We start from the raw sequence: 25,806 nt of genomic DNA, 5'->3' as shown, positions 1-25,806 counted from the left end.
GACGGGTGGGAATCGCCGCGACCGTCAACGAATGGTTCCGCGGCAACGCCAGGGACCTGCCGTGGCGACGGGCCGGCTTCGGCGCGTGGGGCATCCTGGTCAGCGAGATCATGCTCCAGCAGACGCAGGTCGACCGCGTGATCCCGCGGCTGGCGGCCTGGCTCGAGCGCTGGCCGACCCCGACCGCGCTCGCCGCGTCGCCGCCCGGTGATGCGGTGCGCGCGTGGGACCGGTTGGGCTATCCGCGCCGCGCGCTGCGATTGCACGCCGCCGCGACCGCGATCGCCGACCGGCACGACGGCGTGGTGCCGCACGACGTCGACGAGCTGCTCGCCCTGCCCGGCATCGGCGACTACACGGCACGCGCCGTCGCCGCGTTCGCCTACGGCGTGCGCGTGCCGGTGGTCGACACCAACGTGCGACGCGTCATCGCCCGCGCTGTGCTCGGGCAGGGCGAGGCGGGTCCGCCCTCGACCCGCCGCGATCTGGCGGCGATGAACGCACTGCTCCCCGAGGATCCAGCGGATGCCCGCCTCTTCAACGCGGCCGTCATGGAGCTCGGCGCCATCGTCTGCACCGCGCGGGCCCCGCGCTGCGAGGTGTGTCCCATCGCCGAGGCGTGCCGGTGGCGGCTCGACGGGTATGCGCCGTACGAGGGGCCGCGCTCCGCGCGCCAGCCGCGGTTCGAGGGTTCGGACCGGCAGGTGCGCGGCGTGCTCCTGCGCGCGCTGCGGGGCAGCGACATCCCCGTCACCGGTGAGGAGCTCGCGTCGCTCTGGCCGGACGCCGAGCAGCGCGAGCGCGCCCTCGCCGGACTGCTCGCGGACGGCCTCGCCGTCGCGGTCGACGACGGATACGAGCTGCCCCGCGACTGAGCCCACGCGCGCGGTCTCCCGACGCCCAGCGTGCCGTCGTGCACGGATTCCGGCGCGGTGCTGGCGTGTCGCCGCGTCTGGGCGGTGTGTCGCCCCGAATCCGTGCAGGTGCGCACACTGCGGTGACGTGCTGGGGTGCACACTGCAGTGACGTGCTGGTATACACGTGAGTGCGCCGTCGGTGGTTGCGGCTCAGAATTGTTCCATGCCCGAGCTGCCCGAGGTCACCGCCCTCGCGGCCGACCTGCGCTCGCGGCTGGCCGGGCGGGTGATCGAGGGCCTCGATCTGCTGTCGTTCGCGGCGCTCAAGACCTTCGATCCGCCGGTCTCCGCAGTGCACGGATGCACCGTCACCGACGTCACCCGCCACGGCAAGTTCCTCGACATCGTGTGCGCCTCCCCCGAGCACGACGAGCTGCACTTGATCATGCACCTGGCCCGCGCAGGCTGGATCCGCTGGCGGGATGCCGCGCCGCACGGCACCGGACGCCCGGGCAAAGGCCCCATCGCCGCCCGCCTGGTGCTGCGCGGCACCCGCGGTGACGACGGCGAACCCGTCGGCGACGGCAGCGGATTCGACGTGACCGAGGCGGGCGCGAAGAAGTCGCTCGCCCTGTACGTGGTGCACGAGGCGGCCGAGGTTCCCGGCATCGCGCGGCTCGGCCCGGAACCGCTCGAGCCCGGATTCACACGCGACGTGCTCGCCGACATCCTGTCGAAACAGGGCCGCGCACAGATCAAGGGCGTGCTGCGCAATCAGGGCATCATCGCCGGGATCGGCAACGCCTACTCCGACGAGATCCTGCACGTCGCGCGCATGTCGCCGTACAAGCCTGCGGCGATGAACGATGAGGAGATCGATCGGCTCTACGAGGCGATCCAGGAGACGCTGCGCGGGGCGATCGCGCGCGCGGAGGGGCTTGCGGCATCCGAGCTCAAGGCGGAGAAGAAGTCGAACCTTCGCGTGCACGGGCGAGCCGGCCAACCGTGCCCGGTGTGCGGTGACACCGTGCTGCAGGTGACGTTCGCCGACTCGGCCCTGCAGTACTGCCCGACGTGTCAGACGGGCGGCAAGCCGCTCGCCGATCGTGTGCTGTCGCGGCTGCTGAAGTAGCCTCGAGACATGAGTATCCTCGTGCGACCCCGCACCGGCCGCGTGCTCGGCGGAGTGTGCCTGGCCATCGCCAACCGCTTCGACTGGGACGTGACGCTCGTGCGCGTCGTCACGGCCGCAGCGGTGGTGTTCACGGGCGTTGGGCTCGTGCTCTACATCGCGTTCTGGATCGCGATTCCCTCCGAGGTGTAGAGCGGATCAGTCCTCGTCGTCCTCGATCACGCGCGGCTTGACGTAGGGGTCTTCGTCGCCCGCGTACTGCGCGGTGCTCTTGAGCCGTTCGACCTCGGCGTCACGGGCTTGCGCCTCGGTGAGCAGCGAGTCGATGAGCGCCGCGTTCTCCGGGATGCCGTCCGGGATGAACTCGAGGGAGGGCGTCAGCCGCGCGGTGATGTTCTTGCCCACCTCGCTGCGCAGCATCCCGGTCGCCGACTTCAAGGCCGCAGCGGTGTCGGCGCGTTCCTCGTCGGAGCCGTAGACCGTGTAGAACACGGAGGCATGCTGCAGGTCGCCGGTGACCCGGACATCGGTGATCGTCACGAAGCCCAGGCGCGGGTCCTTGACCCCGCGCTCGAGCGTCTTGGCGATGATCACCTTGATACGGTCGGCCATCTTCGCGGCCCGCGATCCGTCAGCCATGCTCTGCTCCCTTTGCTTGATCTCGACTTCGCTCGATCACCGCGCCACTCCCGCGACACGGTAAGGCTGGAGGTGGAGTTTCGATCCTCGGCTAAGGAAAAGTCGGGGTAGGGGCCCCTTGTTTCCGTGCCGAGGATCGAAACTCCACCGACCCACGTACTAGACGCGGGGCTTCTCCTTCATCTCGATCGTCTCGATCTCGTCGCCGATCTGGATGTCGTTGAACTTGCCGAGACCGATACCGGCCTCGAAGTCCGTGCGCACCTCGGTGACGTCGTCCTTGAACCGGCGCAGGGACTCGATGGCGAGGTTGTCGCCGACCACCACACCGTCACGGATGACACGAGCACGCGCATTACGCGTGATCGTGCCGGAGCGCACGATGACACCGGCGATGTTGCCGAACTTGGAGGAACGGAACACCTCGCGGATCTCGGCGACACCCGACTGCACCTCTTCGAACTCGGGCTTGAGCATGCCCTTGAGCGAGTTCTCGATGTCCTCGAGCGCGGCGTAGATCACCGAGTAGAAGCGCACGTCGATGCCCTCGCGAGCAGCCCGCTCGCGAGCCTTGACGTCCGGTCGCACGTTGAACCCGATGACGATCGCGTTGTCGATGGTCGCGAGGTCGATGTCCGACTCCGTGACCGCACCAACACCGCGGTGCAGGATGCGCAGCTGAACGCTGTCGTCGACCTCGATCTTGAGCAGTGCCTCCTCGAGCGCCTCGACGGCACCGGAGACGTCACCCTTGATGATGAGGTTGAGCGAATCGACCTTGCCCTCCGCGAGCGAACGGGTGAAGTCCTCGAGCGAGATGCGCTTGCGGGCCTTGGCCAGCTGGGCGTTGCGCTCGACGGCCTCGCGCTTCTCCGCGATCTGACGCGCGGTGCGGTCCTCGTCCGTGACGAGGAAGGTGTCACCGGCGCGCGGAACGCTCGAGAGGCCCTGCACCTGCACGGGACGCGACGGGTAGGCCTCCTCGACCAGATCGCCGTTCTCGTCGTGCATCGCCCGGACGCGACCGTAGGCCGTGCCCGCGACGATGGCGTCGCCGACTCGCAGTGTTCCCGACTGGATGAGCACGGTCGCGACCGCGCCACGCCCCTTGTCGAGCTTCGCCTCGATGGCGACACCGCGCGCGGCCTTGTTGGGGTTCGAGCGCAGGTCGAGCCCGGCATCCGCGGTCAGGAGCACGGCGTCGAGCAGCTCGTCGATGCCCTTGAGGGTCAGCGCCGAGACATCCACGAACAGGGTGTCGCCACCGTACTCCTCGGCGACGAGGCCGAACTCCGTGAGCTGCTGACGCACCTTGGCGGGGTTCGCCCCCTCCTTGTCGATCTTGTTGACCGCGACCACGATCGGCACACCGGCGGCCTGGGCGTGGTTGAGCGCCTCCACCGTCTGCGGCATGATGCCGTCGTCGGCGGCGACCACGAGGATCGCGAGGTCGGTCACCTGCGCACCACGGGCACGCATAGCGGTGAACGCCTCGTGACCGGGGGTGTCGATGAAGGTGATCGCGCGCTCGATGCCCTCGTGCTCGGTCCACACCTGGTAGGCACCGATGTGCTGGGTGATGCCTCCGGCTTCGCCGGCCGCGACGTTCGCCTTGCGGATCGCGTCGAGCAGCCGGGTCTTACCGTGGTCGACGTGACCCATGACGGTGACCACCGGCGGGCGGATCTCGAGGTCCTCGTCGGACTCGTCCTCGAGCTCCTGCTCCAGGTCGAGGTCGAAGCCCGCGAGGAGCTCCTTGTCCTCGTCCTCGGGGCTGACGATCTGGATCTGGTAGCCGAGCTCCTCGCCGAGGATGGCGAAGGTCGCGTCATCCAGGGACTCCGTCGCGGTCGCCATCTCACCGAGGTGGAACAGCGCCGTGACGAGGCTTCCGGGCATGACCGTGAAGTTGGTCAGCGTCTCCAGCTTGTCGGCGAGGTCGGTGATCGAGGCACCACGGCGCAGACGGATGACCGTCTTGCCGTCGCCGCGGGGAACGCTCACGCCGCCGAGCGACGGGGCCTCCCGCATCTCGAACTCGGCGCGCTTCGTACGCTTCGACTTGCGGGCCTTGCTCTTGCCACCGCCGCGACCGAAGGCGCCGGCGGTACCGCCACCGGGGCCGCGACCGCGACCGCCGCCACCGGCCGGGGGCCGGTTCGGACCGAAGTTGCTGCCGGGCGCACCACCGGGGCGGAAGCCTCCGCCCGCACCGGCGGGACGGCCGGGACCACCCGGGCGCTGCTGGAAGTTGCCGCCGGGACCACCCGGACGCTGTCCGAAGCCGCCGGGGCGCGGTCCCTGACCGGGACCACCGGGGCGCGGCGCGCCGGGACGCGGGATGGAACCCGGGGTCGGGCGCCCCATGCCCTGGTTCGAGGTGAACGGGTTGTTGCCGGGACGCGGGATGCCGGGACGCCCCATGCCCTGGTTCGAGCTGAACGGGTTGTTGCCGGGACGCGGCTGGCCCGGACGCGGGATGCCCGCGGGGCTCGCGGGGGCGCTGTCGGTTCCAGCGGTGGGCGTCGGAGCCGCGGCGGCGGCCTGCGCGGCGGCCTGTCGCTCGGCGACGGTCAGTGGCGCGGGAGCGGCCGGTTCCTCCTGCTGCTGCGGCTCGGCGGCGGGTGCTGCGGGCACGGGCGGCTTGGGTGCGGGCGGCTTCGGTGCGGCCTTCGGCTTCTCGGGGGCCGGGGCGGGCTTGATGCCCTCGGCCTCGAGGGCGGCCTTCACCTTGCGAGCAACCGGCGGTGCGACGCTCGAGGACGGGCCCTTGACGAACTCGCCCATGTCCTTGAGCTTCTCAAGGACGGTCTTCGATTCGATGCCGAGTTCGGATGCGATCTCGTGCACGCGTGGGTTTGCCACATTTCTCCTGTCTGAGCCTGCGCCCGGACAGGGGGCAGGCGATTAGCGGACGGCTCTCATTTCGAGGCGCTCATCAGTTGTCCATGGGTCAATCTGCCTGTTCGTTCTTGTCGCGCTCGGCGACGACGGTTGCAATCACGTCGTCCGCCACGAGCGGACGCTCGTGCCGCAACGCCCGCCCGAAGGCCCGACGCTTGACGGCTGCCTCGATGCAGGCGGCCGTGGGATGAACCCACGCTCCCCTGCCCGGCAGGCTCGCGGACTGGTCCGGAACCACTCGGCCATCGCGCGCCACCACCCGCAGCAAAGCGGAGCGATCATCACGGGAACGGCAACCGAGGCACGTTCTTGCGGGTTCCATCTTACCCCCTGCCTGCGCAGCGGCGAGACGCCGGGAGCGAACTCGCGCTCGGAAACTCAGCCCTCGAGAACGCTGTCCGGCTGGATGTCGATGCGAGCGCCGGTGAGCTTCGCCGCGAGCCGCGCATTCTGGCCTTCCTTGCCGATCGCCAGCGAGAGCTGGTAGTCCGGGACGAGGGCGCGAACGGCCTTCGTCGCCTCGTCGATCACGAACGCGCTGGTGACCTTCGCCGGAGACAGCGCGTTGGACACGAAGGTCGCGAGGTCGTCGGAGTAGTCGACGATGTCGATCTTCTCGTTGTTGAGTTCCGCGGTCACGGCGCGTACGCGCTGGCCGAGTTCGCCGATGCACGCACCCTTCGCGTTCACGCCGGGCTCGGTCGCGCGCACGGCCATCTTGGTGCGGTGACCGGCCTCGCGGGCCAGCGAGGTGATCTCGACGATGCCGCTGGCGATCTCCGGCACCTCGAGCGCGAACAGCTTTCGCACGAGCGCCGGATGGGTGCGGCTGACCGTGATCTGCGGACCCTTGAGCCCCTTGCTCACCGCCGTGACGTAGACGCGGATGCGGGTGCCGTGCGCGTAGTCCTCGCCGGGCACTTGCTCTTCGGGCGGCAGGATCGCCTCGATCGTGCCGAGGTCGACGTGGATCATCCGCGGGTTGGGGCCCTGCTGGATGATGCCGGCGACGATGTCGCCTTCGCGTCCCTTGAACTCGCCGAGCACCTTGTCGTCGCCGATGTCGCGCAGGCGCTGGTTGATGACCTGCTTCGCGGCGAAGGCGGCGATGCGACCGAAGTCGTCCGGGCTCTCCTCCGCCTCACCGACGACCGCGCCCTCGTCGTCGAGCTCCGGCACGAAGATCGAGACCTTGCCGCTCTTGCGGTCCAGTTCGACGCGCGCCCTGGTGGCATCCGTCTCACCGATGTGCTTGAGGTATGCGGTCTGAATCGCCTGCTCGATGATCTGCACGAGCTCCTCGAAGGGAATCTCTCGCTCGCGCTCCATGAGGCGCAGCACGCTCAGGTCGATCTCCACTGAGGGCCTCCGCTATTCAGGATGTGTGGCTCAGTCGGCGGCGGCCGACGGCGTCGTGACCAGTTTAGCGTGACCCCTAGATTGATGTCGTGCGCAGAATCATCATCATCGTCGCGAGCCTGCTCGTGCTCGCCCTCGCCGCGGTCGCCGCGATCATCTGGTTCGCTGCCCCCGGCGGCGACCTCTCGAACGCCGTCGCGGTCGAGGAAGACGACGATTTCGGCACGGTCGAGGTGTATTCGGTGCTCGAGGACGGGAGCCTCGAACCGGCGGCGACGGGGCTCACCGCGAGCGTGTGGGAGACCTTCACTCGAGTGACCACGCTCGACTTCGCCGCCGAGGTGATGATCCAGTACCGGGTGGGTGACGCCCCGGACAGCGACACGCTCGCCTACGTGTACCAGGACGACGAGCCGGTGTACTGGGTGCTGGCGGCGAACCTCGCCACGAGCGAGGACGAGTCGCAGCTGATCGCGACGCTCATCCACGAGTACGCCCACATCCTGAGCCTCAGCACGGACGAGCTCGACATCGAGGCGACCGACTGCCCGGGCCTGCAGCTCGACGAGGGCTGCGCGGGTGAGGGCTCCAGTCTCCTCGGATTCCAGCGGGCGTTCTGGGACCAGTACGGGGATGCTGCTCCGGCGCTCGACAACGTCGACGCCGATGTCGCGTGGGAGTTCTACCTCGAGCACGAGGAGGACTTCGTGAGCGACTACGCCGCCACCAACACCGTCGAGGACTTCGCCGAGACCTTCATGACCTTCGTGCTCGAGGACGAGCCCGTCGGCGACAGCGTCGTGGCGGCGAAGCTCGCGTACTTCTGGGAGTTCCCCGAGTTCGTGGCGATCCGCGAACGCATCCGCGCCGAGTTCGCCGAAGAACTGGGGCTCGCCGACTAGCCGACGAGCGCCGCGCCCACCTCGTCGAGACCGACGCTACGGCGTTCGCCGCTCGCGCGATCCCAGAACTCCACGCGGCCCTCGGCGGCGTCGCGCCCGACGATGACGACCAGCGGCACCCCGAGCAGCTCGGCATCGCCGAACTTCACGCCGGGCGACACCTTCGGGCGGTCGTCGTAGAGCACGTCGAAGCCGCTCTCCTCGAGCGAGGCGACGAGCGCCTCGGCGGTCTCGAACACGAGCTCCTCGCGCCCCGCGGCGATCACGTGCACGTCGAAGGGGGCGACGTTCCTCGGCCAGATGAGGCCCTTCTCGTCGTGATTCGACTCGGCGATCACCGCCATGATGCGCGTGACGCCGATGCCGTACGAGCCCATCGTGACCGTGACGAGCTTGCCGTTCTCGTCGAGCACCTTGAGTCCCAGCGCCTCGGCGTACTTGCGGCCGAGCTGGAAGACGTGACCGATCTCCATGCCGCGCGCGAGCTCCACCGGGCCCGAGCCGTCGGGGGCCGGATCGCCCGCGAGCACCTCGCCGACCTGCACGACGCCGTCGCCGACGAAGTCCCGCCCGGCGACGAGGCCGAACACGTGGTGACCGTGCTCGTTGGCCCCCGTGATCCAGCCGCTGCCCTCGAACACACGCGGGTCGAGCAGATACCGGATACCGGTGATCGACTTCTCCCCGAGCACCGCGCCCTCCTCCGACCACGGCCCGATGTAGCCCTTGACGAGCGCGGGATGCTTCGCGAAATCGGCCTCGGTCGCCGCCTCGACCTCGGCCGGCGCGAACGCCACCTCGGCACGCTTGAGGTCGACGTCGCGGTCACCGGGAAGCCCGACGATCACGAGCTCGCGGTTGCCCTCCAGGTCGGTGAGCGCGAGCACGATGTTCTTGAGGGTGTCCGCCGCGGTCCACGCGCGACCGTCCGGCCGCGGGTGCTTCTCGTTGGCGAGCGCGACGAGGGTGGCGATCGTGGGCGCGTCGGGGGTGTCGAGCACCTCGGCGGGGGTGAGCCCCTCGAACGAGCGGGCGGGCGGCGCCGCGGTGGTGAACGCCTCCACGTTGGCCGCGTATCCCCCGGCGGAGCGCACGAAGGTGTCCTCGCCGATCGGGGTGGGGTGCAGGAACTCCTCGCTGCGCGAACCGCCCATGGCACCGGCATCCGCCTGCACGATCACGTACTCGAGACCCAGGCGCTGGAAGATGCGCTCGTAGGCGTCGCGGTGCTGCTGGTACGAGGCATCCAGCCCCGCGTCGGTGTAGTCGAACGAGTAGCTGTCTTTCATCGAGAACTCGCGGCCGCGCAGCAGGCCCGCGCGGGGCCGTGCCTCATCGCGGTACTTGTCCTGGATCTGGTAGATCGACAGCGGCAGGTCTTTGTAGCTCGAGTACAGGTCCTTCACGAGCAGGGTGAAGACCTCCTCGTGCGTCGGGGCGAGCAGGTAGTCGGCGCCCTTGCGGTCCTTGAGGCGGAAGATGCCGTCGCCGTACTCGGTCCAGCGTCCGGTCAGCTCGTAGGGCTCGCGCGGCAGCAGCGCCGGAAAGTGCACCTCCTGGGCGCCGAACACCGCCAGTTCCTCACGGATGATGTTCTCGATCTTGCGGCGCACCTTGAGGCCCAGCGGCAGCCAGGCGAAGATGCCAGGGGCCTGTCGGCGGATGTACCCGGCGCGCACCAGCAGGCGATGGCTGGCCACCTCGGCGTCGACGGGGTCCTCGCGGAGGGTGCGGACGAACAGCTGGGAGAGTCGAGTTACCACCCGGCAATGCTAGTCGCGGGCGCTGCCCGCCGGTGCCGGCCCCTCCTCTCCGCGAGGGGGCGGGGCGTCAGGCGGTGACGACCTGGGGCGAGCCGACCTCGCCGGGCGGCATCTCGGCGGCGAGCCGGTTGGCCTCCTCGATGAGGGTCGCGACGATCTCCGACTCCGGCACGGTCTTGATGACCTCGCCCTTGACGAAGATCTGGCCGCGGCCATTGCCGGATGCCACGCCCAGATCGGCCTCGCGGGCCTCCCCCGGGCCGTTGACGACGCATCCCATCACGGCCACGCGCAGCGGCACCGTCATCTTCTCGAGCCCCGCAGTGACGTCGTTGGCGAGCTGGTACACGTCCACCTGGGCACGCCCGCAGCTCGGGCAGGAGACGATCTCGAGCTTGCGCTCGCGCAGGTTGAGCGACTGCAGGATCTGCAGGCCGACCTTCACCTCCTGCGCGGGCGGCGCCGAGAGCGAGACCCGGATCGTGTCGCCGATGCCTTCCGAGAGCAGGATGCCGAACGCCGTCGCCGACTTGATGGTGCCCTGGAACTCGGGCCCGGCCTCGGTCACGCCGAGGTGCAGCGGCCAGTCGCCGCGCTCGGCGAGCAGACGGTAGGCCTTGACCATGACCACGGGATCGTTGTGCTTGACGGAGATCTTGAAGTCGTGGAAGTCGTGCTCCTCGAACAGGCTCGCCTCCCAGACGGCGCTCTCCACGAGCGCCTCAGGGGTGGCCTTGCCGTACTTCTGCAACAGGCTGGGCTCGAGCGAGCCCGCGTTGACGCCGATGCGGATCGAGACACCGGCGTCCTTCGCGGCCTTCGCGATCGCGCCCACCTGGTCGTCGAACTTCTTGATGTTGCCCGGGTTGACGCGCACCGCGCCGACCCCGGCGTCGATCGCGGCGAACACGTAGCGCGGCTGGAAGTGGATGTCGGCGATCACCGGGATCTGGCTCTTGGCCGCGATGATCTTGAGCGCGTCCGCGTCGTCCTGATGCGGCACGGCGACGCGCACGATGTCGCAGCCGGTCGCGGTGAGCTCGGCGATCTGCTGCAGGGTGGCGTTGATGTTCGTGGTCTGCGTGGTCGTCATGGACTGCACGCTGACCTGGAAGTCGCTGCCGACGCCGACCTTGCCGACATGGATCTGGCGGGTCTTGCGACGCGGGGCGAGAGTTTCGGGAACCTTCGGCATCCCGAGATTGACTGCTGGCACGTCGCAAGCCTACCCGCGAGCGCCGAAGATCACCCGGAGATGAGGTGTCGCTCGAGCGCGGCGCGGAACTCCTCGGGGCGCTCGAGGTGGAAGGAATGTCCCGTGCCCTCGGCCGAGATCTCGGTCACGCTGCCGCCGCCCGCGGCATAGCGGTCGAAGACGGCCCGCGTCTGCTGGATCATCGGCTGAGCCGGCGCGACATCCTCCCCGGGCCACCCCGGGATGACCCCGACCTGGCCGAGGTAGTTGATGTCGAAGAACGAGGCGTCGGAGACGATCGCGTCGTCGACGCCGCGCAGCCACAGCAGCGGCGGCTTCACGGCGAGGTCGGCGATGCCCGAGACGTCGAAGTACTTCGGCACCATCGTGTTGAGCACGCCGCGCGTTCCCGCCGCGAAACCGGGCCAGGCGTCCGTCGGGGTCGAGTCGCCGGGGTAGTTGTCGGGACCGGTCTTGGTGGTCAGCATCGACTCGACCCAGAGGTCCTCGTACTGGGCCAGCGGGGCCGGATCCTTCACGTAGGCGGTGCGGTAGACCATGCGCGGCGAGGTCGGTCCGTCCTCACCGGTGTCATGGGCCTCGAGCCGTGCGACGAAGTCGGGGTTCGCGCCGCCGCCACCCGTGCCGGCGCCCACCGCGTCGATCGCGCTGCCGTCGGCGCGCGTGCCGCCGAACCCGTACGGCGACACCGGGGAGACCAAGGTCAGCGACAGCACTCGTTCGGGATGATCGAGCAGCAACTGCATGACGACTCCGCCACCCATGCTCCAGCCGACCAGGTTCACGGCGTCCAGACCGAGCGCGTCGAGCACAGATGCGACGTCGTCGGAGAAATCGCGCACGCCGCGGGTGGCGTCCACGGGCAGCGTCTGACTGTCGCCGAAGCCGCGCAGGTCGACCGCGAGCGCCCGGATCTCGGGGTCGAGGCCGAGCATGCTCGGCTGCCAGAACAGCGACGAGGAGACGTTGCCGTGCACGAACACCACGGTGCGTGCGGCGGTCGCGGACGGCCGTTCGAGCACGTTCGCGGTCAGTCTCGGCGTCGTGACGCTGTGCTGCACGATGCCGTCGAGGATCTGCTGGGTCATGTCGGGCTCCCTTGCCTGGTGGTGGATTCTTCGGTGCGGTGATCGAGCACGTCACGCACCACGGCGGCCACCGCGGCCACGCCATGGGCGGTCATCAGGATCGTGTAGTGGTTGACGTCGGCAACCTCGTGCACGCGCAGCTCGGGCACCAGGGCCTGCCAGTGCGCGACGGTCGCCGGCGGATACAGCGCCTCCGGCTGGTCGAGCAGGCCCCGTGGCGCGCGCAGGAACGGGATGGGCCGTGCGATGCCCTGCAGCGCGGCCAGGTATCCCCCATCCGCGTTGAGTTCGAGCGAGTCGGCGGTGATCGCCTCGATGGAGCTCGAGGAGTGCAGTTCGGGCTCCTGGCCGACGAGGTCGTAGTCGACGTAGCGCTCGACGAACGGCGACCAGTCGCGGGCGAACGCGGGGTGGGCGCGCCAAAAGGCGCGGTAGCTCTCTCGATCGGGGAAGGTCATCCGCAGCCGTTCGGCCGCCGGTCCGATCAGGCGCAGCGCGACGTCCTCGTCATCGCTGACCTCGACGCTCGGCAACGGGAGGCCGCCGTCGACGAGCACGAGTCCCTCGGTGCGTTCGGGATGACGACTCGCGAAGCGCACGGAGGCGAACGCCCCCATCGAATGCCCGACCACGGTCGCGGCTTCCACGTCGACGGCGTCGAGCACGCGCGCGAGATCCTCGGCGTGCTGCACCATGCCCCACGGGCCGGGCAGGTCCCGGCTGCCGCCGCGACCGCGCAGGTCGGGGGCGACGACCCGCACGCCCGGCAGCGCATCGACCAGCATGGGCCAGGTCATGTGCGAGGCCGTGATGCCGTGCACCGCGAGCACCGTCGCGACGGGCTCCCCCTCGGGTTCCCAGACGCCCGCCACGAGCTCGCCGCCGCGCACCGGAGCGGCGATCCGCCGATAGCCGCTCATCGGGCGCTCCACCCGCCGTCCATCGTGTACGAGGCGCCCGTGACCATGCGCGCGCTGTCGCCGCACAGCCAGAGCACCAGGTCGGCGACCTCCTCCGGCTCCAGCAGTCGCTTGATCGCGCTCTCGGTGAGCATCACCTTCTCCACGACCTCGGACTCCGGGATGCCGTGCACCTTCGCCTGGTCGGCGATCTGCTTCTCCACCAGGGGCGTTCGCACGTATCCGGGATTGACGCAGTTGCTCGTCACCCCGTGCGGACCGCCCTCGAGCGCGGTGACCTTGGAGAGGCCCTCCAGGCCGTGCTTGGCCGCCACGTAGGCGGACTTGAAGGGCGAGGCGCGCAGCCCGTGCACCGAGCTGATGTTCACCACCCGTCCGAAGCCGCGCTCGTACATCTTCGGCAACGCGGCGCGGATCAGCAGGAACGGCGCCTCGAGCATGAGATCGATGATCCGCGAGAACGCGGCGGGGTCGAAGTCCTGGATGGGGCTCACGTGCTGGATGCCGGCATTGTTCACGAGCACGTCGATGTCGAGGTCGAGGGATGCCAGCGCCGCCGTGTCGGTCAGGTCGACCTGCCACGCCTCCCCGCCGATCTCGTCGGCGAGCCGCCCGGCGGCGCCCCCGTCGAGGTCGGCGACGATCACGTGCGCACCCGCGGCGGCGAGGGCTCGCACGCACGCCGCGCCGATGCCGCTCGCTCCCCCGGTGACGAGCGCGCGTCGCCCAGTCAGGTCAGTCATGCTGTTGTCCCATCGTCGGTCTTGGCGCCGAGTGCGCGGCGGATGAAGAGCATCATGTCGTCGAAGACCGCGTCCGGCACCCGCGAGGTGCCACTCGCGGTGGGATCGGCGGGGGCACCCTCGACAACGCCGTCGCCCCAGAGCACCCAGCGCATCCCGATCATCTCGCCGATGCCCATGAGGGCCCACGCGGCGACCGCGGGATCGATGTCCTCGACCTCGCCGGCGGCCTGCGCCTCGCGCAGACCCTGGATGTAGCCCTCGACGATGCGGGTGTAGTGCAGTCGCAGCGCGCGCGGAGAGACGAACTCCGCCTCCCGCACGATGCGGTAGAGCGCGGGGTGCGCCGCGGTGAACTCGAAGAAGGCGCGGAAGCCGGCGCGCTCCGACTCGATGCGGTTGGCCGCTCCCGCCGACGCCTCGGTCATCGCGTGCCGAACCCGTCGGTTGAGGTCTTCGACCAGTTCCTCGAAGATCGCGAGCTTGCTCTCGAAGTACAGGTAGAACGTGCCCTGCCCGACCCCGGCCTCTTCGGTGATGCGCACGATGGATGCATCGGTGTAGCCGTAGCGGGAGAAGACGAGCTCCGCGGCCTCGAGCAGCTTGGCGCGCGTGCGGGTGCCCCGCGCGGTCGTCGGCACGGTGCTCATCGGGCTTGCTCCGAATCGCGTTCGACGAGCCAGCGTTCGAGCAGGGCGCGCCGCAGCACCTTGCCAGTGTTGGCGGTGCGCGGAATCTCGGCGGTGACCCGCACGGTCTTCGGGAGCTTGAACCGCGCGAGCTCGGTCGCGCAATAGCCGAGGATGTCGTCGGCTTCCACGAGCTGCCCGGCGCGCGGCACGATCCAGGCCACGCCCACCTCTCCCCACTGCTGATCGGGCACGCCGATGACGCACGCGTCCGCGACCGCGGGATGCCCGAGCAGCACGGCCTCGATCTCGGCCGGGGCGATGGACTCCCCGCCCGAGATGAAGATGTCACCGAGCCGGTCGACGATGCGGAAGTAGCCGTCCGCGTCGCGGTGCACGAGGTCCCCGGTCGCCAGCCACGACCCGCGCATCGCGCGCTCGGTCTGCTCCGGTGCCCGGAAGTACCCCGCGAACACGCCGGGGCCGGCCACCAGCAGCTCGCCCGTCGCCTCGCCGTCGAGGTGCTCGCCGGTGACGACGTCGGCGACCGCGACCTCGACGTGCGGGTAGGGCTTGCCCGCCGACCCGACACGGTCGCGCGCGTGCTCGTCGGGCAGACACAGCACGTTCGGCGACGCCTCGGTGAGTCCGTACCCCTGCTGCAGCGCGACGCCCCGCCCGTGCCAGACGCGCAGCAGCGGCTCGGGCATCGGCGCCCCGCCGACGACGGCGTGCGTGAGGCTCGACAGGTCGCTGCGCGCGAAGCGGGGATGCTGCGCCAGCTGCAGGTAGTTCGCGGGCACGCCCATCATCGTCGTGATCCGCCGATCCGCGATGAGGTGCAGCACCCGGCCCGGGTCGAAGGTGCGCTCCAGCACGACCGTCGCCCCCATCCACCAGGCCAGCAGCGGCTGGATGTTCCAGCCGCCGACGTGGTACTGAGGCAGCACCGCGAGCACGGTGTCGCCGCTGGTGATCTCCGCGGTGCGCGAGAGCGACAGGTTGGTCCAGAAGCAGTTGGCGTGCGTGAGGATGGCGCCCTTGGCGCGCGCGAGCGTGCCGGAGGTGAAGATGATCAGCAGCGCGTCGTCGTCGCGCACCGCGCGCTGCTCGACCGGATCGGTCTCGCGGCGCAGCGGCGCGATCATCTCGCGCTCGATGCCGTGCGTGCCCAGGGTGCCGACCGCCACCTCGAACCCGAGGCGCTCGAGCGCCGATGCGGCGAGGCTGGCGAACTCGTCCTCGACCAGCACGAGCGCGGGGTCTGAGAGCTCCAGCTGCTCGGCGACCTCGCGCGGAGACAGTCGCCAGCACAGCGGCACCAGCACGAGCCCGGCCTTCGCGCAGGCGAAGAACAGCACGACGTGATCCGCGCTGTTGCCGGTCAGCGTCGCGACCCGGTCGCCGATGCCGTATCCCGCCGCCAGGAAGCCCTCGGCGAGCGCCGTCGCCCGGGCATCCAGATCGCGGTAGGTCACGACGACCCCGCGATCGTCGATCGCGACCCGGTCCGGCGTCGCGACCGCGCGATCGCGCGTCCACCGTCCGAGCGTGTGGAGACCGTCGGTGCTCATTCCGCCTCCTCGATCCGGTCCCGCGCTGGAACGAAGCTTCGGGACGGTCCGATACGGCGTACCGCACCGGCGATTCCCCCGGGAAGGAACAGCACCACAAGGATAAACAGCGTGCCGAGGATGAACAGTGGTTCCGAGAGCGGAATCCGCAGCACCGCGGGCAGCGATTCGATCCACTCCGAGGATGCGAGCGCCGTCAGCCGCTGATCGAGCAGGGTGTAGACGAGCGCCCCCACGATCGCGCCCCAGCGCGAACCGACCCCGCCGAGCACGACGATCACCAGCAGCGTCAGGGTGAAGTCGGCTGAGGTCGAGCGCGGCGCCGCACCGCTCTGCAGCAGCAGGTGCACCATGCCCACGAGCGCGGCGAGCGCCGAGGCGATCACGAAGGCGACGAGCTTCACGACGAACGGGCGCAGTCCCAGCACGCGCACCCGCAGCTCGTTCTCACGCACCGCGGCCGCGACGTGGCCCGCACGTGAGCTCTCGAACACGGTGACGATCACGAAGACCACCACGAGCAGCGCGAGCGCGACCCAGTACAGGTTGCGCGTGTTGAGCACCCCGACCAGGAAGTCGGGCACGTGCTCCGTCTGCAGTCGCAGGCCCTCCTCGCCGCCGGTGATGGATGGGTTGCGCCGCACGAGCACATTGCCCGCCTGGGCGAACGCCAGGGTCACCATCGCGAACGAGATGCCCGCCACCCGAAGGCTCAAGGAGCCGATGAGGTAGGCCGCGACGATCGCGATCGCGAGCACGAGCCCCATCGCCGGCACGAGCGTCAGGTCGGTGCGATCGAGCACGATCCCGAGTCCGTACGCTCCGATGGCGAAGTAGAGCGCGTGTCCGAACGAGAGCAGGCCCGCCGTGCCGAACAGCAAGTGGTACGAGAGGGCGAGTGAGGAGAACAGCAGCGCGAGCGCGAGCACCTGCAGGGTGCCCGGCGTGTAGGTCGCCCCGGGCAGCACGCCCGGGATCGACAGGTTCAGCAGCGGCAGCACGGCGGCGAACGCGACGAACACGCCGCCGAGGATCCACCACAGCCAGGGCTTGTCGTTCAGCACGGTCTTCATGCCTTCGCCCCCAAGAGTCCGGTCGGTCGCACGAGCAGCACGACCGCGAGCAGCAGCACCACCACGAGGTCGCCGGTGCCGCCGAGATAGAAGTTGGCGAACTGCTGCAGCACCGCGACGATCACCGACGCGATCGCCGCTCCCGAGAGCGAGCCGAGCCCGCCGATCACCGTGACGATGAAGGCGAAGATGAGCAGCGATCCACCCAGATGCGGCGAGACGTAGCCGAAGTAGTGCGAGGCGAGCACGCCGCCGAGGCCTGCCGCGGCACCGCCGATCGCGAACACGACGGTGAACGCGCGTCGCACGTCGATGCCGAGCGCGGTGACCATCGCACGGTTCTCGACGCCCGCACGGATGATGAGCCCGTAGCGCGTGTGCCTGAGGAACAGCACGATCGCCAGCAGCACGAGCACCGCCGCGATGATGAGCATGAAGCGGTCGTTCGGCACCTTCGCGCCGAGCAGCTCGGTGGTCTGGCCGAGCCAGGCGGGGCCGTCGACGTAGATCGGGTCGGTGCCCCAGATGCCCTCGAACAGGGCGACCGTGGCGAGGCTCAGACCCACCGTCACGAGCACTTGCTCGATGTGCCGCTCGTACAGGCGCCTGATCAGCAGGAGCTCCGTTGCGGCCGCGACGACCGCGCCGACGGCGGCGCCCACGACGAGGGATGCCGCAAGCCCCCACCAGCTGTCCTGCCCGAGCCTGCGCGCCACCTCCCACCCCATGAAGGCACCGAGGGTCAGGAAGGAGCCGTGCGCGAAGTTGAGCACGCCCATGAGCCCGTAGATCAGCGAGAGACCGGAGGCGACGAGGAAGTAGAGCGCACCGAGCCCGAGGCCCGTGATCAACAGCAGAACGACGGTGCTCACGATTCGACCTCCGCGGCGACGCCGAGCAGGCGTTGGGTGAGTTCCTCGTCGTCGAGCAGTTCCGCGGCGGCACCGGTGTGCACGACGCGGCCGCTCTCGAGCACGACGACCGTGTCCGCGAGGCTGCGCACGACGTGCAGGTTCTGCTCGACGAGCAGCACCGGAACCCGCCCGGCGGCGCGTTCGAGGGCGTTCGCGACATCCTGCACGATCAGCGGCGCGAGGCCCTTCGTCGGCTCGTCCACGAGCAGCAGTCGGTTGTCGTTGATGAGGGCGCGCGCGAGGGAGACCATCTGCTGCTGACCGCCGGAGAGCGTGCCCGCCTGCTGGCCGGCACGGGCGACGAGGTCGGGGAAGAGCTCGTCGACCAGCTCGCGGTTCGGCGCGCCACCGCGCTCGGCGAGCCGGAGGTTCTCGGCAACGGTGAGTTTGGAGAACACCTCGCGGTCTTCCGGCACGTAGCCGATGCCGAGCTGCACGATGCGGTGGGTCGGGCGCTGATCGATGCGCTCCCCCGCGAACTCGACGGTGCCGTGGCGTTCGATGAGGCCGAGGATGCCCCTGATGGTGCTCGTCTTGCCCACGCCGTTGCGGCCGAGCAGGGCGGTCACGCCCGAGGCCGGCACGTCGAAGGAGACATCTTCGACGACCTGCTGGCCGGCGATGCGCGCACTCAGCGAGCGCACGCGGAGGATCGGGTCGGTCACAGGGGCTCCCCCAGGTAGGCGGCCTGCACGGCCGCGTCGGCCATGACCGCGGAGGGCACGTCGCAGGCGAGCAACTTGCCGTGGTGCATCACCGCGACGCGGTCGACGAGTCCGAGCACCACCTCGAGGTGGTGCTCGACCATGAGCACGGTGCGCCCTGAGGCGTGCACCTGGCGGATCACCTCGGTGAGGCCGTGCACGTCGCCCGAGGCGACACCGGCCATCGGCTCGTCGAGCAGGATGACGCTCGGGTCTCCTGCGAGCAGCATGGCGATCTCCAACTTGCGCTTGTCACCGTGCGAGAGCACCCCCGCGAGGGTGTCCGCGTGATGGATGAGGCCCACCTCGACCAGGCGCTCGCGCGCTTGGGTGGTTGCGGCATCCGTTCGACGCGGAAAGCGCAACGGATTCAGCGAACCGCCGAGGTCGGCCTGAGCGGCGAGCCGCACGTTCTCGAGCGCGGTCAGCGCCGGGAACAGGCTCGAGGTCTGGAAGGTGCGACCGAGGCCGGCCCGTGCCCTGCGGTGGATCGGCGCGGTCGTCACGTCGTCGCCCGCCAGCGTCACGCGTCCCGAGGTAGGGATGAGCACGCCGCTGATGAGGTTGAACAGTGTCGTCTTGCCTGCCCCGTTGGGGCCGATCACGCCGAGCATCTCGCCTTCGGGCACCGCCAGGGTCACGTCATCGATGATGCGTGCCCCGCCGATGTCCAGGGTGAGGTGCTCGACCGCGAGCACGGGCCGGTCGGTCATGGTTGACTACTCGGCGACCGGGGGCGCGACGGTGTCCGCGTCGACGGTGTCGACGAGCTCGGGCACCCAGGTGCCGCCGTCGTCGACGAGCTTGACCTGGAACATCGGCTGGATCATCGCGTGGTCCTCGGCGCGCACGGTCATCGTGCCCTTCGGGCCCTCGAAGCTGAAGCCCTCGAGGCTCGCGATCATCGAGTCGACATCGTCGCCGCCGCCCTCACGGATGGCCTGCACGATCATGATGGCTGCGTTGAAGCCGTCCGGCGAGAACAGGTCGGCCTCGGTGCCGGCCGCCTCGAGCGAGGCGATCATCGCGGCGTTCACCTCGTTGTCGGTCGCCCCGGCGAAGTAGTGGTTGAGGAAGCTGATCTCGCCGCTGGCGGCGCCGAAGGCGTTGTAGGTGGAGATGTCGCCGAGACCGGTCACGACCGGGGCCACGTCGAACACACCCTGCTGCGTGACGGACTCCCACATCGCGGCGGAGGTCGCGCCGGCCCAGGCGACGAACACCAGGTCGGGCGCGGAGCTGATGATCTGCTGCGCGAACGGCGTGAACTCGGTCGCGTCCTCCGGCACGAGCACGCTGACGACCTCGGCGCCCTGACCACCGAGCACGGCGGTCGCGGCCGCGACGTTGCCCTGCCCGAAGGCGTTGTCCTGCGCGAAGACCACGACCTTCTTGCCGTCGGGGTCTCCGATGAAGGTGCCGGCGGTCGCGACATCCTGGTAGCTCTGGCGACCGGAGCGGAAGGTGTACTCGTTGATGCCGGTGATGGCGTCGGCGGCGGCCGGACCCGAGATGTAGAGGATCTGGTTCTGCGCAGCCTGCTCGGCGAGTGCGAGTGCGATGCCGGACGATGCCGTGCCCGCGACGATCTTGGTGCCGTTGCCGATGACGTCCTTGATCAGGGTGACGGCCTTGTCGACGTCACCGGCGTCGTCCTGGATGGTGACGTTGACCTCGCGGCCGTCGACGGTGCCGGTGCCGTCCGTGGCGTAGTCGAGACCCGCCTCGAAGCCGGCGAGGTACGTCGCCCCGTACGCGGCCAGCGGGCCGGTCTGGGAGGTGATGATGGAGACCTCGACGGGGGCGAGATCCTCGCCGGAGTTGTCGGGGCCGGCGGTCGGCGCGCAGCTCGCGAGTGTGAGCGCGGCTGCCGCGAGAAGTGCCGGAACGATGGCCTTACTGGCGAATCGCATGGGGATGCCTTTCCTGCTGCCATAGAAGGAGTGTGACGAACCTGACACCCGGTTCAGGTTTCAGTTGCCACGGTACGGCGACGCGACGGGCGTGTCAAGACGACCGCCCGTGCGACGTGCGCCGTTACAGGATCGAGATCGGCTTGACGATGTCGGCGTAGATGAGCAGCGCGCTCATCGCACCGAGCACGATCACCACCGCGAAGGTGAGCGGGATGAGCTTCGCGGTGTCGACGGGGCCGGGATCCGGCCTGCGGAACAGCTTCGCGAAGAACCGTCGGATGCCCTCGAAGAGCGCACCCGCGACGTGTCCGCCGTCGAGCGGCAGCAGCGGGATCAGGTTGAAGACGAAGAGCGCGACGTTGAGGGATGCCACGAGCCCCACCAGCGCGGACGCGCGTTCGAGCACCGGCACCGAGTTGAGGCTCGTGATCTCCCCAGCGATCCGGCCGACGCCGACGACGCTGATCGGACCGTTCGGGTCCCGTTCCTCCGGACCGAACGCGGCCTGCACGATCTCCACCATGCGCTGCGGGAGGTTCACGATGAGGTGCACGACGCGGCCGATGTTGTCACCGACCGCCGGCAGTACCGCGGTCACCGGCTGCTGCACGATCTCGGAGGCCGGGCCGATGCCGAGGAACCCGACCTGCTGGGTGACCGGCTCGCCGCCCTCCTCCACGATCTGGCCCTGGTCGTCGGTGACGTAACGCTCGGTCAGCAGCGGAGTCGCATCCAGTTCGACGAGCTCGCCATCGCGCTCGACGACGATCGCCAGCGGCTGGGCGGCGGAATCGCGGATGATCTGCGTCGCCTGATCCCACGTCGCGATGTCCTCGCCGTTCATGCTCACGAGCCGGTCGCCGGGCTCGAGCCCGGCCGCCAGCCCCGGCGCTACCGGGTCACCCGGTTCGCACTCCTGGCGCTGACTCGTCGCGGGCAGCACGCACTCCGAGACGCTGCCGACCGTCGTCGAGACCTGCGCGATGCCGAAGCCGCACAGCAGCACCGCGTAGAGCACGACCGCGATCACGAGATTCATGAACGGACCGCCGAGCATGATGACGACGCGCTTCCACACGCTGAGCTTGTAGAAGGCGCGCGACTCCTCCCCGGGTTCGATGGTCGCCGCGCTCGCCTCGCGCGCATCGTCGACCATCGTCGCGACGCCGCCGCGGGGCGTGCGGTCGCCCTCCTGCATCACGGTGTCGAAGAATCCGGTGGTCGCGTTGCGCGCCCTCGCGCCGGGTCTCGCGGGCGGGAACATGCCGGACATCGAGATGTAACCGCCGAGTGGGATGGCCTTCAGGCCGTACTCGGTCTCGCCCCGTCGCCGGGAGAACAGGGTCGGCCCGAAGCCGATCATGTACTGCGTGACCCGCACCCCAAACAGCTTCGCAGGCACCAGGTGGCCGATCTCGTGCAGCCCGATCGAGACAGCCAGCCCCAGCACGATGATGAGGATGCCCAGGATGTAGAGCAGCACGGTTTCCACCGGCTCAGGATAGCTAGGACTTGCTGTGAATTAAGGCGTCCGCGGCCTCCCGCGCCGCCCGTTCCGCCTCGAGCACGTGCTCGAGGGTCATCGTGAGCGGCTCGTGGGCATCGACGACGGCGCGCACCGTGTCGAGGATGTCGAGATAACCGATCCGGCCAGCATGGAACGCGAGCACCGCCTGCTCGTTCGCGGCGTTGAAGACCGCGGGATACGTCGCTCCGGCCTCACCGACGCGCTTGGCGAGGCCGACCGCGGGGAACACCTCGTCATCGAGCGGTTCGAAGGTCCAGGCGCTGGCCGTCGTCCAGTCGAGCGGCGCTCCGACCCCGGGCACGCGGTGCGGCCAGTCGAGGCCGAGCGAGATGGGCAGCCGCATGTCGGGCGGGCTCGCCTGGGCGATGGTCGAGCCATCCGTGAACTCCACCATCGAGTGCACGATCGACTGCGGATGCACCGTCACCTCGATCGACTCGTACGGCACGTCGAACAGCAGGTGCGCCTCGATCACCTCGAGGCCCTTGTTGACGAGCGTCGCCGAGTTCGTGGTGACGACGAGGCCCATGTCCCAGGTGGGATGCGCGAGCGCCTCACGCGGGGTGACCTGCGCGAGCGAATCCCGGCTGCGCCCGCGGAACGGACCTCCGGATGCCGTGAGCACGAGCCTGCGCACCTCGCCGTGGGTGCCGGATCGCAGTGCCTGCGCGATCGCGGAGTGCTCGGAGTCGACGGGGACGATCTGCCCCGGCGCGGCGGCCCCCGTGACGAGCTCGCCGCCGACGATGAGGCTCTCCTTGTTGGCGAGCGCGAGGATGGCTCCCGACTCGAGCGCGGCGAGGGTCGGACCGAGGCCCACCGAACCCGTGATGCCGTTGAGCACGACGTCGGCCTCCACCGAGCGGATCAGCTGTTCCGCCTCCGCGGCGCCGAACGCGGTGTGCTCGACGCCGAACGCGGCGGCCTGGGCGGCCACGGCATCCCGGTTGCTGCCGGCGGCGAGCCCGACCACCTCGAAGCGGTCGGGATTGGCCGCGATCACCTCGAGCGCCTGGGTGCCGATCGACCCGGTGGATCCGAGAACGATCACCCTGCGCATGAGGTCAGGCTACCGGCCTACGCGATACCCAGAATGTCGATCACGAACACGATGGTGCCGTTCGTGTCGCCGGTGCCCTCGCCGTACCCGAGTTCCGGCGGGATGATGACGATCACCTGGGAGCCGACCTTCTGCCCCACGAGCGCCTGCGTGAATCCGGGGATCACCTGGGCGGTGTTGAACTGCGCCGGCTCGCCACGCGCCCAGCTCTCGTCGAAGATCACCTTCGAGGCCCAGTTCATACCCACGTAGTGCACAACGACGTCGTCGCCGTCCTGCACCTCGGCGCCGTCACCCTGCTTCAGCACGGCGAGCTTCAACTCGGTCGGCGGCGCGGTGTCGGGGATCGTGATGGTCGGGCGGCCGTCGGCGTCGAGCACGACGCTCGGGAAGCCCTCCCGCGCCGGCTGGTCCTCGCCGTCGGCGCGGGACAGCGGCGGCACGACGGGCGGGTCGATCGAGACGACGTCGACGACGAACACGATCGACTGGTTCGGCTCGACGCCGAGCTGGGTCGACCCCGTGCTGCCGAAGGCGTCCTCGGGCGGGATGACACCCACGACGCGCGAGCCCACGGTCGAGCACGTGAGGGTCTCCACGATGCCGACCAGGAACTGCTCGGCATCCAGCGGGAACGAGGTCGTCGGCTCCTGGCCGAACTCGGTCGCAGTGATCTCGTCGCCGGTCGTGCCGTTGAGCAGCGAGAAGTTGACGTTCACCGTGTCGCCCGCCACGGCGGCGTCGCCGTCACCGGCGATCACCACGGTGCGCTGCGTGCTCTCGACCTCGGCGGGCGAGGTGAAGGTGATCGTGGGCTTGGTGCCGAACTCGCCCTTCACGTCGACCGCATCCGAGACCGCTCCCGAGGGCACCGCCTCGCAGTTCGGGTCCGCAGCATTCGGCGCCGACGTCGAGCAGGCGGCGAGGGATGCGACGAGACCGACGGTCACGACGAGCGAAGTGGCTACGCGCACAGGTGGGGGCCTTCCGGATCAGGAGCCTCCATCCTCCCCCATGGTTCCTGAACGCGGCGTGTGATCAGCCGCCCGTCGCGAGAACGATCGTCGGTTCGTGATGCACCGGGAAGTTTACCGAGGAGGCGATGAAGCAGTTCGCGCTGGCCTCGGCGTGGATGGCCCGCGCGACCTCGGGATCGCCCGCGGCGATCGTCACCACGGGTCGCAGCGTCGCCGAGGTGAAGGCGCCGCCGTCGCCCGACTGCCGCATCGTGCCGACCGCGTCGTCGTGATACGCCGTCACCACCACGCCGTGGCGCACCGCCGAGTGCAGGTAGCTGAGCATGTGGCAGTCGCTGAGCGCCGCGAGCAGCAGCTCCTCGGGGTTCCAGCGCTCGGGCGTGCCGTGGAACGTCTTGTCGCTCGAGGCGAGGATGTCGGGGTTGCCCTCCGCCGAGATGGTGTGGTCGCGGCTGTATCCGCGGTAGTTCTCCGTGCCGGAGCCGCGGTTGCCCGTCCACTCGATGTGCACCGCGTAGTCGTGGTCGAGATTCACGTGCTGACCCTCCAGGAATAAGCTCTCATCATGATGACAGAGAGCACCGTCACGCCCGAGCGGCGCATCGTCACCGCGATTCCGGGCCCGAACTCGATCGCCCTGCAGGAGCGCCGCCTCGCCGTCGTAGCGTCGGGTGTGTCGTCGGCGATCCCGGTCTTCATCGAGCGCGCGCACGGCGCCATCGTCGTCGACGTCGACGGCAACCAGTTCATCGATCTCGGCTCCGGCATCGGCGTCATGACGATCGGTCACACCGACCCGGCGGTGGTCGCCGCCGCGAGCGCCCAGCTCGGCGAGCTCACGCACGCGATGTTCACGATCAGCCCGTACGAGTCATACGTGCGGGTCGCCGAGCTGCTCGCCGAGCACACCCCCGGCGACTTCCCGAAGAAGACGGTGCTGCTGAACTCGGGCGCCGAGGCCGTCGAGAACGCGGTGAAGATCGCCCGCAAGTACACCGGTCGGCCCGGTGTCGCGGTGCTCGAGCACGCCTACCACGGCCGCACCAACCTCACGATGGCCATGACGTTCAAGGCCATGCCCTATAAGCTCGGGTTCGGACCCTTCGCGCCGTCGATCGTGCACGCCCCCGGGTCCTACCCCTATCGCGACGGGCTGGATGGCGCGGCCGCTGCCCGCCGCACGATCTCGTACCTCGAGAAGGCGATCGGGGCATCCGACCTGGCGTGCGTGGTCGCGGAGCCCATCCAGGGCGAGGGCGGCTTCGTCGTGCCCGCCGAAGGCTATCTGGCGGCGATCCAGGAGTGGTGCACGGCCAACGGCGTGGTCTTCATCGCCGACGAGATCCAGAGCGGCATGGCCCGCACCGGGCGCTACTTCGCGAGCGAGCACGTCGGGCTGGTGCCCGACCTCGTGCTCACAGCCAAGGGCATCGCGGGCGGCCTGCCGATCTCCGCCGTCACTGGACGCGCCGAGATCATGGATGCCTCGCACCCGGGCGGTCTGGGCGGCACCTTCGCCGGTAACCCGGTCGCCGCGGCAGCCGCGATCGCGGTGTTCGGGGAGATCGAGCGCCGCGACCTGCTGCAGGAGGCGCCGCGCATCGAGGGCGTGCTGAAGCCGGCGCTGCTCGAGCTGCAATCGCGGTATCCCGTGATCGGCGACGTGCGCGGCATCGGCGCGATGCTCGCGATCGAGCTCGTGCAGCCCGGAACCTCCGAGCCGAACCCCGCGGCGGTCAGTGCGATCACGGCGTTCGCGGCCCAGCACGGGGTGCTGCTGATCTCGGCGGGGACCTACGGCAACGTCATCCGCTTCCTGCCGTCGCTGGTCATCAGCGACGAGCTGCTGCGCGAGGCGATCGGCGTGCTCGACGAGGCGCTCTCGAGCGTGGGGTAGCGCGCCCGCGA

General features: G+C 69.6%; 25 protein-coding genes. 5 read left to right on the top strand and 20 right to left on the bottom strand.

Annotated elements, in window-relative coordinates:
• Positions 1–5: 5 nt before the first annotated feature.
• From PYV02_RS13325 to PYV02_RS13315, 3 genes are all read left to right on the top strand, one after another.
• Positions 6–875, top strand: coding sequence for an HhH-GPD family protein (locus PYV02_RS13325; protein WP_275759544.1), 870 nt, complete (start codon positions 6–8; stop codon positions 873–875).
• A gap of 205 nt (positions 876–1,080) precedes the next feature.
• The gene (locus tag PYV02_RS13320; RefSeq protein WP_275759543.1) at positions 1,081–1,989 is read left to right on the top strand and encodes an Fpg/Nei family DNA glycosylase; all 909 of its coding nucleotides are present in this window, start codon (positions 1,081–1,083) and stop codon (positions 1,987–1,989) included.
• 9 nt (positions 1,990–1,998) lie between these two features.
• Positions 1,999–2,181, top strand: coding sequence for a PspC domain-containing protein (locus PYV02_RS13315; protein ID WP_275759542.1), 183 nt, complete (start codon positions 1,999–2,001; stop codon positions 2,179–2,181).
• Positions 2,182–2,187: 6 nt separating this feature from the next.
• Here PYV02_RS13315 and rbfA read toward each other — a convergent pair whose 3' ends face one another.
• The 4 genes from rbfA to nusA all read right to left on the bottom strand — a co-directional run bounded on the left by rbfA (position 2,188) and on the right by nusA (position 6,891).
• Positions 2,188–2,628 (bottom strand): 30S ribosome-binding factor RbfA, encoded by a 441-nt coding sequence (gene rbfA / locus PYV02_RS13310; RefSeq protein ID WP_275759541.1) that lies wholly within the window; start codon positions 2,626–2,628, stop codon positions 2,188–2,190.
• 159 nt (positions 2,629–2,787) lie between these two features.
• Positions 2,788–5,493 carry a translation initiation factor IF-2 gene (infB, locus tag PYV02_RS13305; RefSeq protein WP_275759540.1) on the bottom strand — a complete coding sequence of 902 codons (2,706 nt, stop codon included), beginning with the start codon at positions 5,491–5,493 and terminating at the stop codon, positions 2,788–2,790.
• A gap of 88 nt (positions 5,494–5,581) precedes the next feature.
• Positions 5,582–5,854 (bottom strand): YlxR family protein, encoded by a 273-nt coding sequence (locus PYV02_RS13300; RefSeq protein ID WP_275759539.1) that lies wholly within the window; start codon positions 5,852–5,854, stop codon positions 5,582–5,584.
• 56 nt (positions 5,855–5,910) lie between these two features.
• Positions 5,911–6,891: a transcription termination factor NusA gene (nusA, locus tag PYV02_RS13295; protein WP_275759538.1), complete on the bottom strand. Its 981-nt coding sequence runs from the start codon at positions 6,889–6,891 to the stop codon at positions 5,911–5,913.
• 89 nt (positions 6,892–6,980) lie between these two features.
• Between nusA and PYV02_RS13290 the strand changes: the two genes are divergently transcribed.
• Positions 6,981–7,793 (top strand): NADH:ubiquinone oxidoreductase subunit 4 (chain M), encoded by an 813-nt coding sequence (locus tag PYV02_RS13290; protein WP_275759537.1) that lies wholly within the window; start codon positions 6,981–6,983, stop codon positions 7,791–7,793.
• Here PYV02_RS13290 and PYV02_RS13285 read toward each other — a convergent pair.
• From PYV02_RS13285 to PYV02_RS13210, 16 genes are all read right to left on the bottom strand, one after another.
• Positions 7,790–9,556 (bottom strand): proline--tRNA ligase, encoded by a 1,767-nt coding sequence (locus PYV02_RS13285; protein ID WP_275759536.1) that lies wholly within the window; start codon positions 9,554–9,556, stop codon positions 7,790–7,792. The two genes, PYV02_RS13290 and PYV02_RS13285, sit on opposite strands and share 4 nt — an antisense overlap.
• 67 nt (positions 9,557–9,623) lie before the next feature.
• Positions 9,624–10,772: a flavodoxin-dependent (E)-4-hydroxy-3-methylbut-2-enyl-diphosphate synthase gene (ispG, locus tag PYV02_RS13280; protein WP_275759535.1), complete on the bottom strand. Its 1,149-nt coding sequence runs from the start codon at positions 10,770–10,772 to the stop codon at positions 9,624–9,626.
• Between the two features lie 29 nt (positions 10,773–10,801).
• A complete protein-coding gene (locus PYV02_RS13275) occupies positions 10,802–11,860 on the bottom strand; it encodes an alpha/beta fold hydrolase (RefSeq protein WP_275759534.1) in 1,059 nt (352 codons plus the stop codon).
• The gene (locus tag PYV02_RS13270) at positions 11,857–12,780 is read right to left on the bottom strand and encodes an alpha/beta fold hydrolase (RefSeq protein ID WP_275759533.1); all 924 of its coding nucleotides are present in this window, start codon (positions 12,778–12,780) and stop codon (positions 11,857–11,859) included. Before PYV02_RS13270 ends, PYV02_RS13275 begins: the two co-directional genes overlap by 4 nt.
• On the bottom strand, positions 12,777–13,523 hold the full coding sequence (locus tag PYV02_RS13265) for a 3-hydroxybutyrate dehydrogenase (protein WP_275759532.1): 747 nt from the start codon (positions 13,521–13,523) through the stop codon (positions 12,777–12,779). Before PYV02_RS13265 ends, PYV02_RS13270 begins: the two co-directional genes overlap by 4 nt.
• Positions 13,520–14,173 carry a TetR/AcrR family transcriptional regulator gene (locus PYV02_RS13260; RefSeq protein ID WP_275759531.1) on the bottom strand — a complete coding sequence of 218 codons (654 nt, stop codon included), beginning with the start codon at positions 14,171–14,173 and terminating at the stop codon, positions 13,520–13,522. Before PYV02_RS13260 ends, PYV02_RS13265 begins: the two co-directional genes overlap by 4 nt.
• Positions 14,170–15,726, bottom strand: a complete 1,557-nt coding sequence (locus PYV02_RS13255) for a class I adenylate-forming enzyme family protein (RefSeq protein ID WP_275759530.1) — start codon at positions 15,724–15,726, stop codon at positions 14,170–14,172. Before PYV02_RS13255 ends, PYV02_RS13260 begins: the two co-directional genes overlap by 4 nt.
• Complete coding sequence (locus PYV02_RS13250; RefSeq protein WP_275759529.1) at positions 15,723–16,799, bottom strand: branched-chain amino acid ABC transporter permease; 1,077 nt, start codon at positions 16,797–16,799, stop codon at positions 15,723–15,725. Before PYV02_RS13250 ends, PYV02_RS13255 begins: the two co-directional genes overlap by 4 nt.
• Positions 16,796–17,671: a branched-chain amino acid ABC transporter permease gene (locus tag PYV02_RS13245; protein ID WP_275759528.1), complete on the bottom strand. Its 876-nt coding sequence runs from the start codon at positions 17,669–17,671 to the stop codon at positions 16,796–16,798. Before PYV02_RS13245 ends, PYV02_RS13250 begins: the two co-directional genes overlap by 4 nt.
• A complete protein-coding gene (locus tag PYV02_RS13240; RefSeq protein ID WP_275759527.1) occupies positions 17,668–18,378 on the bottom strand; it encodes an ABC transporter ATP-binding protein in 711 nt (236 codons plus the stop codon). Before PYV02_RS13240 ends, PYV02_RS13245 begins: the two co-directional genes overlap by 4 nt.
• Positions 18,375–19,130, bottom strand: a complete 756-nt coding sequence (locus tag PYV02_RS13235) for an ABC transporter ATP-binding protein (RefSeq protein ID WP_275759525.1) — start codon at positions 19,128–19,130, stop codon at positions 18,375–18,377. The genes PYV02_RS13240 and PYV02_RS13235 overlap by 4 nt, the downstream gene beginning before the upstream one ends.
• A 6-nt stretch (positions 19,131–19,136) precedes the next feature.
• Entirely contained in the window at positions 19,137–20,330 is a 1,194-nt protein-coding gene (locus tag PYV02_RS13230) for a substrate-binding domain-containing protein (RefSeq protein ID WP_275759523.1), read from the bottom strand.
• 124 nt (positions 20,331–20,454) lie between these two features.
• The gene (locus tag PYV02_RS13225; protein ID WP_275759522.1) at positions 20,455–21,825 is read right to left on the bottom strand and encodes a M50 family metallopeptidase; all 1,371 of its coding nucleotides are present in this window, start codon (positions 21,823–21,825) and stop codon (positions 20,455–20,457) included.
• 13 nt (positions 21,826–21,838) lie between these two features.
• Entirely contained in the window at positions 21,839–22,921 is a 1,083-nt protein-coding gene (dxr, locus tag PYV02_RS13220; protein ID WP_275759521.1) for a 1-deoxy-D-xylulose-5-phosphate reductoisomerase, read from the bottom strand.
• Between the two features lie 17 nt (positions 22,922–22,938).
• Positions 22,939–23,895 (bottom strand): FKBP-type peptidyl-prolyl cis-trans isomerase, encoded by a 957-nt coding sequence (locus PYV02_RS13215; RefSeq protein ID WP_275759520.1) that lies wholly within the window; start codon positions 23,893–23,895, stop codon positions 22,939–22,941.
• A 64-nt stretch (positions 23,896–23,959) separates the two neighbouring features.
• Positions 23,960–24,433 carry an OsmC family protein gene (locus PYV02_RS13210; protein WP_275759519.1) on the bottom strand — a complete coding sequence of 158 codons (474 nt, stop codon included), beginning with the start codon at positions 24,431–24,433 and terminating at the stop codon, positions 23,960–23,962.
• A 33-nt stretch (positions 24,434–24,466) separates the two neighbouring features.
• On the opposite strand from PYV02_RS13210, the gene gabT reads away from it, so the two are divergent.
• On the top strand, positions 24,467–25,795 hold the full coding sequence (gene gabT, locus PYV02_RS13205) for a 4-aminobutyrate--2-oxoglutarate transaminase (RefSeq protein WP_275759588.1): 1,329 nt from the start codon (positions 24,467–24,469) through the stop codon (positions 25,793–25,795).
• Positions 25,796–25,806 lie beyond the last annotated feature (11 nt).

Origin of the sequence: Antiquaquibacter metalliresistens (assembly GCF_029211225.1) — a bacterium.
GTDB classification, from domain to species: Bacteria; Actinomycetota; Actinomycetes; order Actinomycetales; family Microbacteriaceae; genus Rhodoglobus; species Rhodoglobus metalliresistens.
The sequence above is the reverse complement of the archived record's forward strand: the minus strand, read 5'-3'. Positions and strand labels throughout refer to the sequence as shown.

Excerpts from the sequence above, each read along its gene's own strand:
- PYV02_RS13255 (WP_275759530.1), bottom strand. The coding sequence starts at position 15,726 with ATGAGCACCGACGGTCTCCACACGCTCGGACGGTGGACGCGCGATCGC.
- PYV02_RS13270 (WP_275759533.1), bottom strand. The coding sequence starts at position 12,780 with ATGAGCGGCTATCGGCGGATCGCCGCTCCGGTGCGCGGCGGCGAGCTC.
- PYV02_RS13275 (WP_275759534.1), bottom strand. The coding sequence starts at position 11,860 with ATGACCCAGCAGATCCTCGACGGCATCGTGCAGCACAGCGTCACGACG.
- PYV02_RS13315 (WP_275759542.1), top strand. The coding sequence starts at position 1,999 with ATGAGTATCCTCGTGCGACCCCGCACCGGCCGCGTGCTCGGCGGAGTG.
- PYV02_RS13320 (WP_275759543.1), top strand. The coding sequence starts at position 1,081 with ATGCCCGAGCTGCCCGAGGTCACCGCCCTCGCGGCCGACCTGCGCTCG.
- PYV02_RS13260 (WP_275759531.1), bottom strand. The coding sequence starts at position 14,173 with ATGAGCACCGTGCCGACGACCGCGCGGGGCACCCGCACGCGCGCCAAG.
- PYV02_RS13300 (WP_275759539.1), bottom strand. The coding sequence starts at position 5,854 with ATGGAACCCGCAAGAACGTGCCTCGGTTGCCGTTCCCGTGATGATCGC.
- PYV02_RS13235 (WP_275759525.1), bottom strand. The coding sequence starts at position 19,130 with ATGACCGACCGGCCCGTGCTCGCGGTCGAGCACCTCACCCTGGACATC.
- PYV02_RS13265 (WP_275759532.1), bottom strand. The coding sequence starts at position 13,523 with ATGACTGACCTGACTGGGCGACGCGCGCTCGTCACCGGGGGAGCGAGC.
- PYV02_RS13230 (WP_275759523.1), bottom strand. The coding sequence starts at position 20,330 with ATGCGATTCGCCAGTAAGGCCATCGTTCCGGCACTTCTCGCGGCAGCC.
- gabT (WP_275759588.1), top strand. The coding sequence starts at position 24,467 with ATGACAGAGAGCACCGTCACGCCCGAGCGGCGCATCGTCACCGCGATT.
- rbfA (WP_275759541.1), bottom strand. The coding sequence starts at position 2,628 with ATGGCTGACGGATCGCGGGCCGCGAAGATGGCCGACCGTATCAAGGTG.
- PYV02_RS13250 (WP_275759529.1), bottom strand. The coding sequence starts at position 16,799 with ATGAAGACCGTGCTGAACGACAAGCCCTGGCTGTGGTGGATCCTCGGC.
- dxr (WP_275759521.1), bottom strand. The coding sequence starts at position 22,921 with ATGCGCAGGGTGATCGTTCTCGGATCCACCGGGTCGATCGGCACCCAG.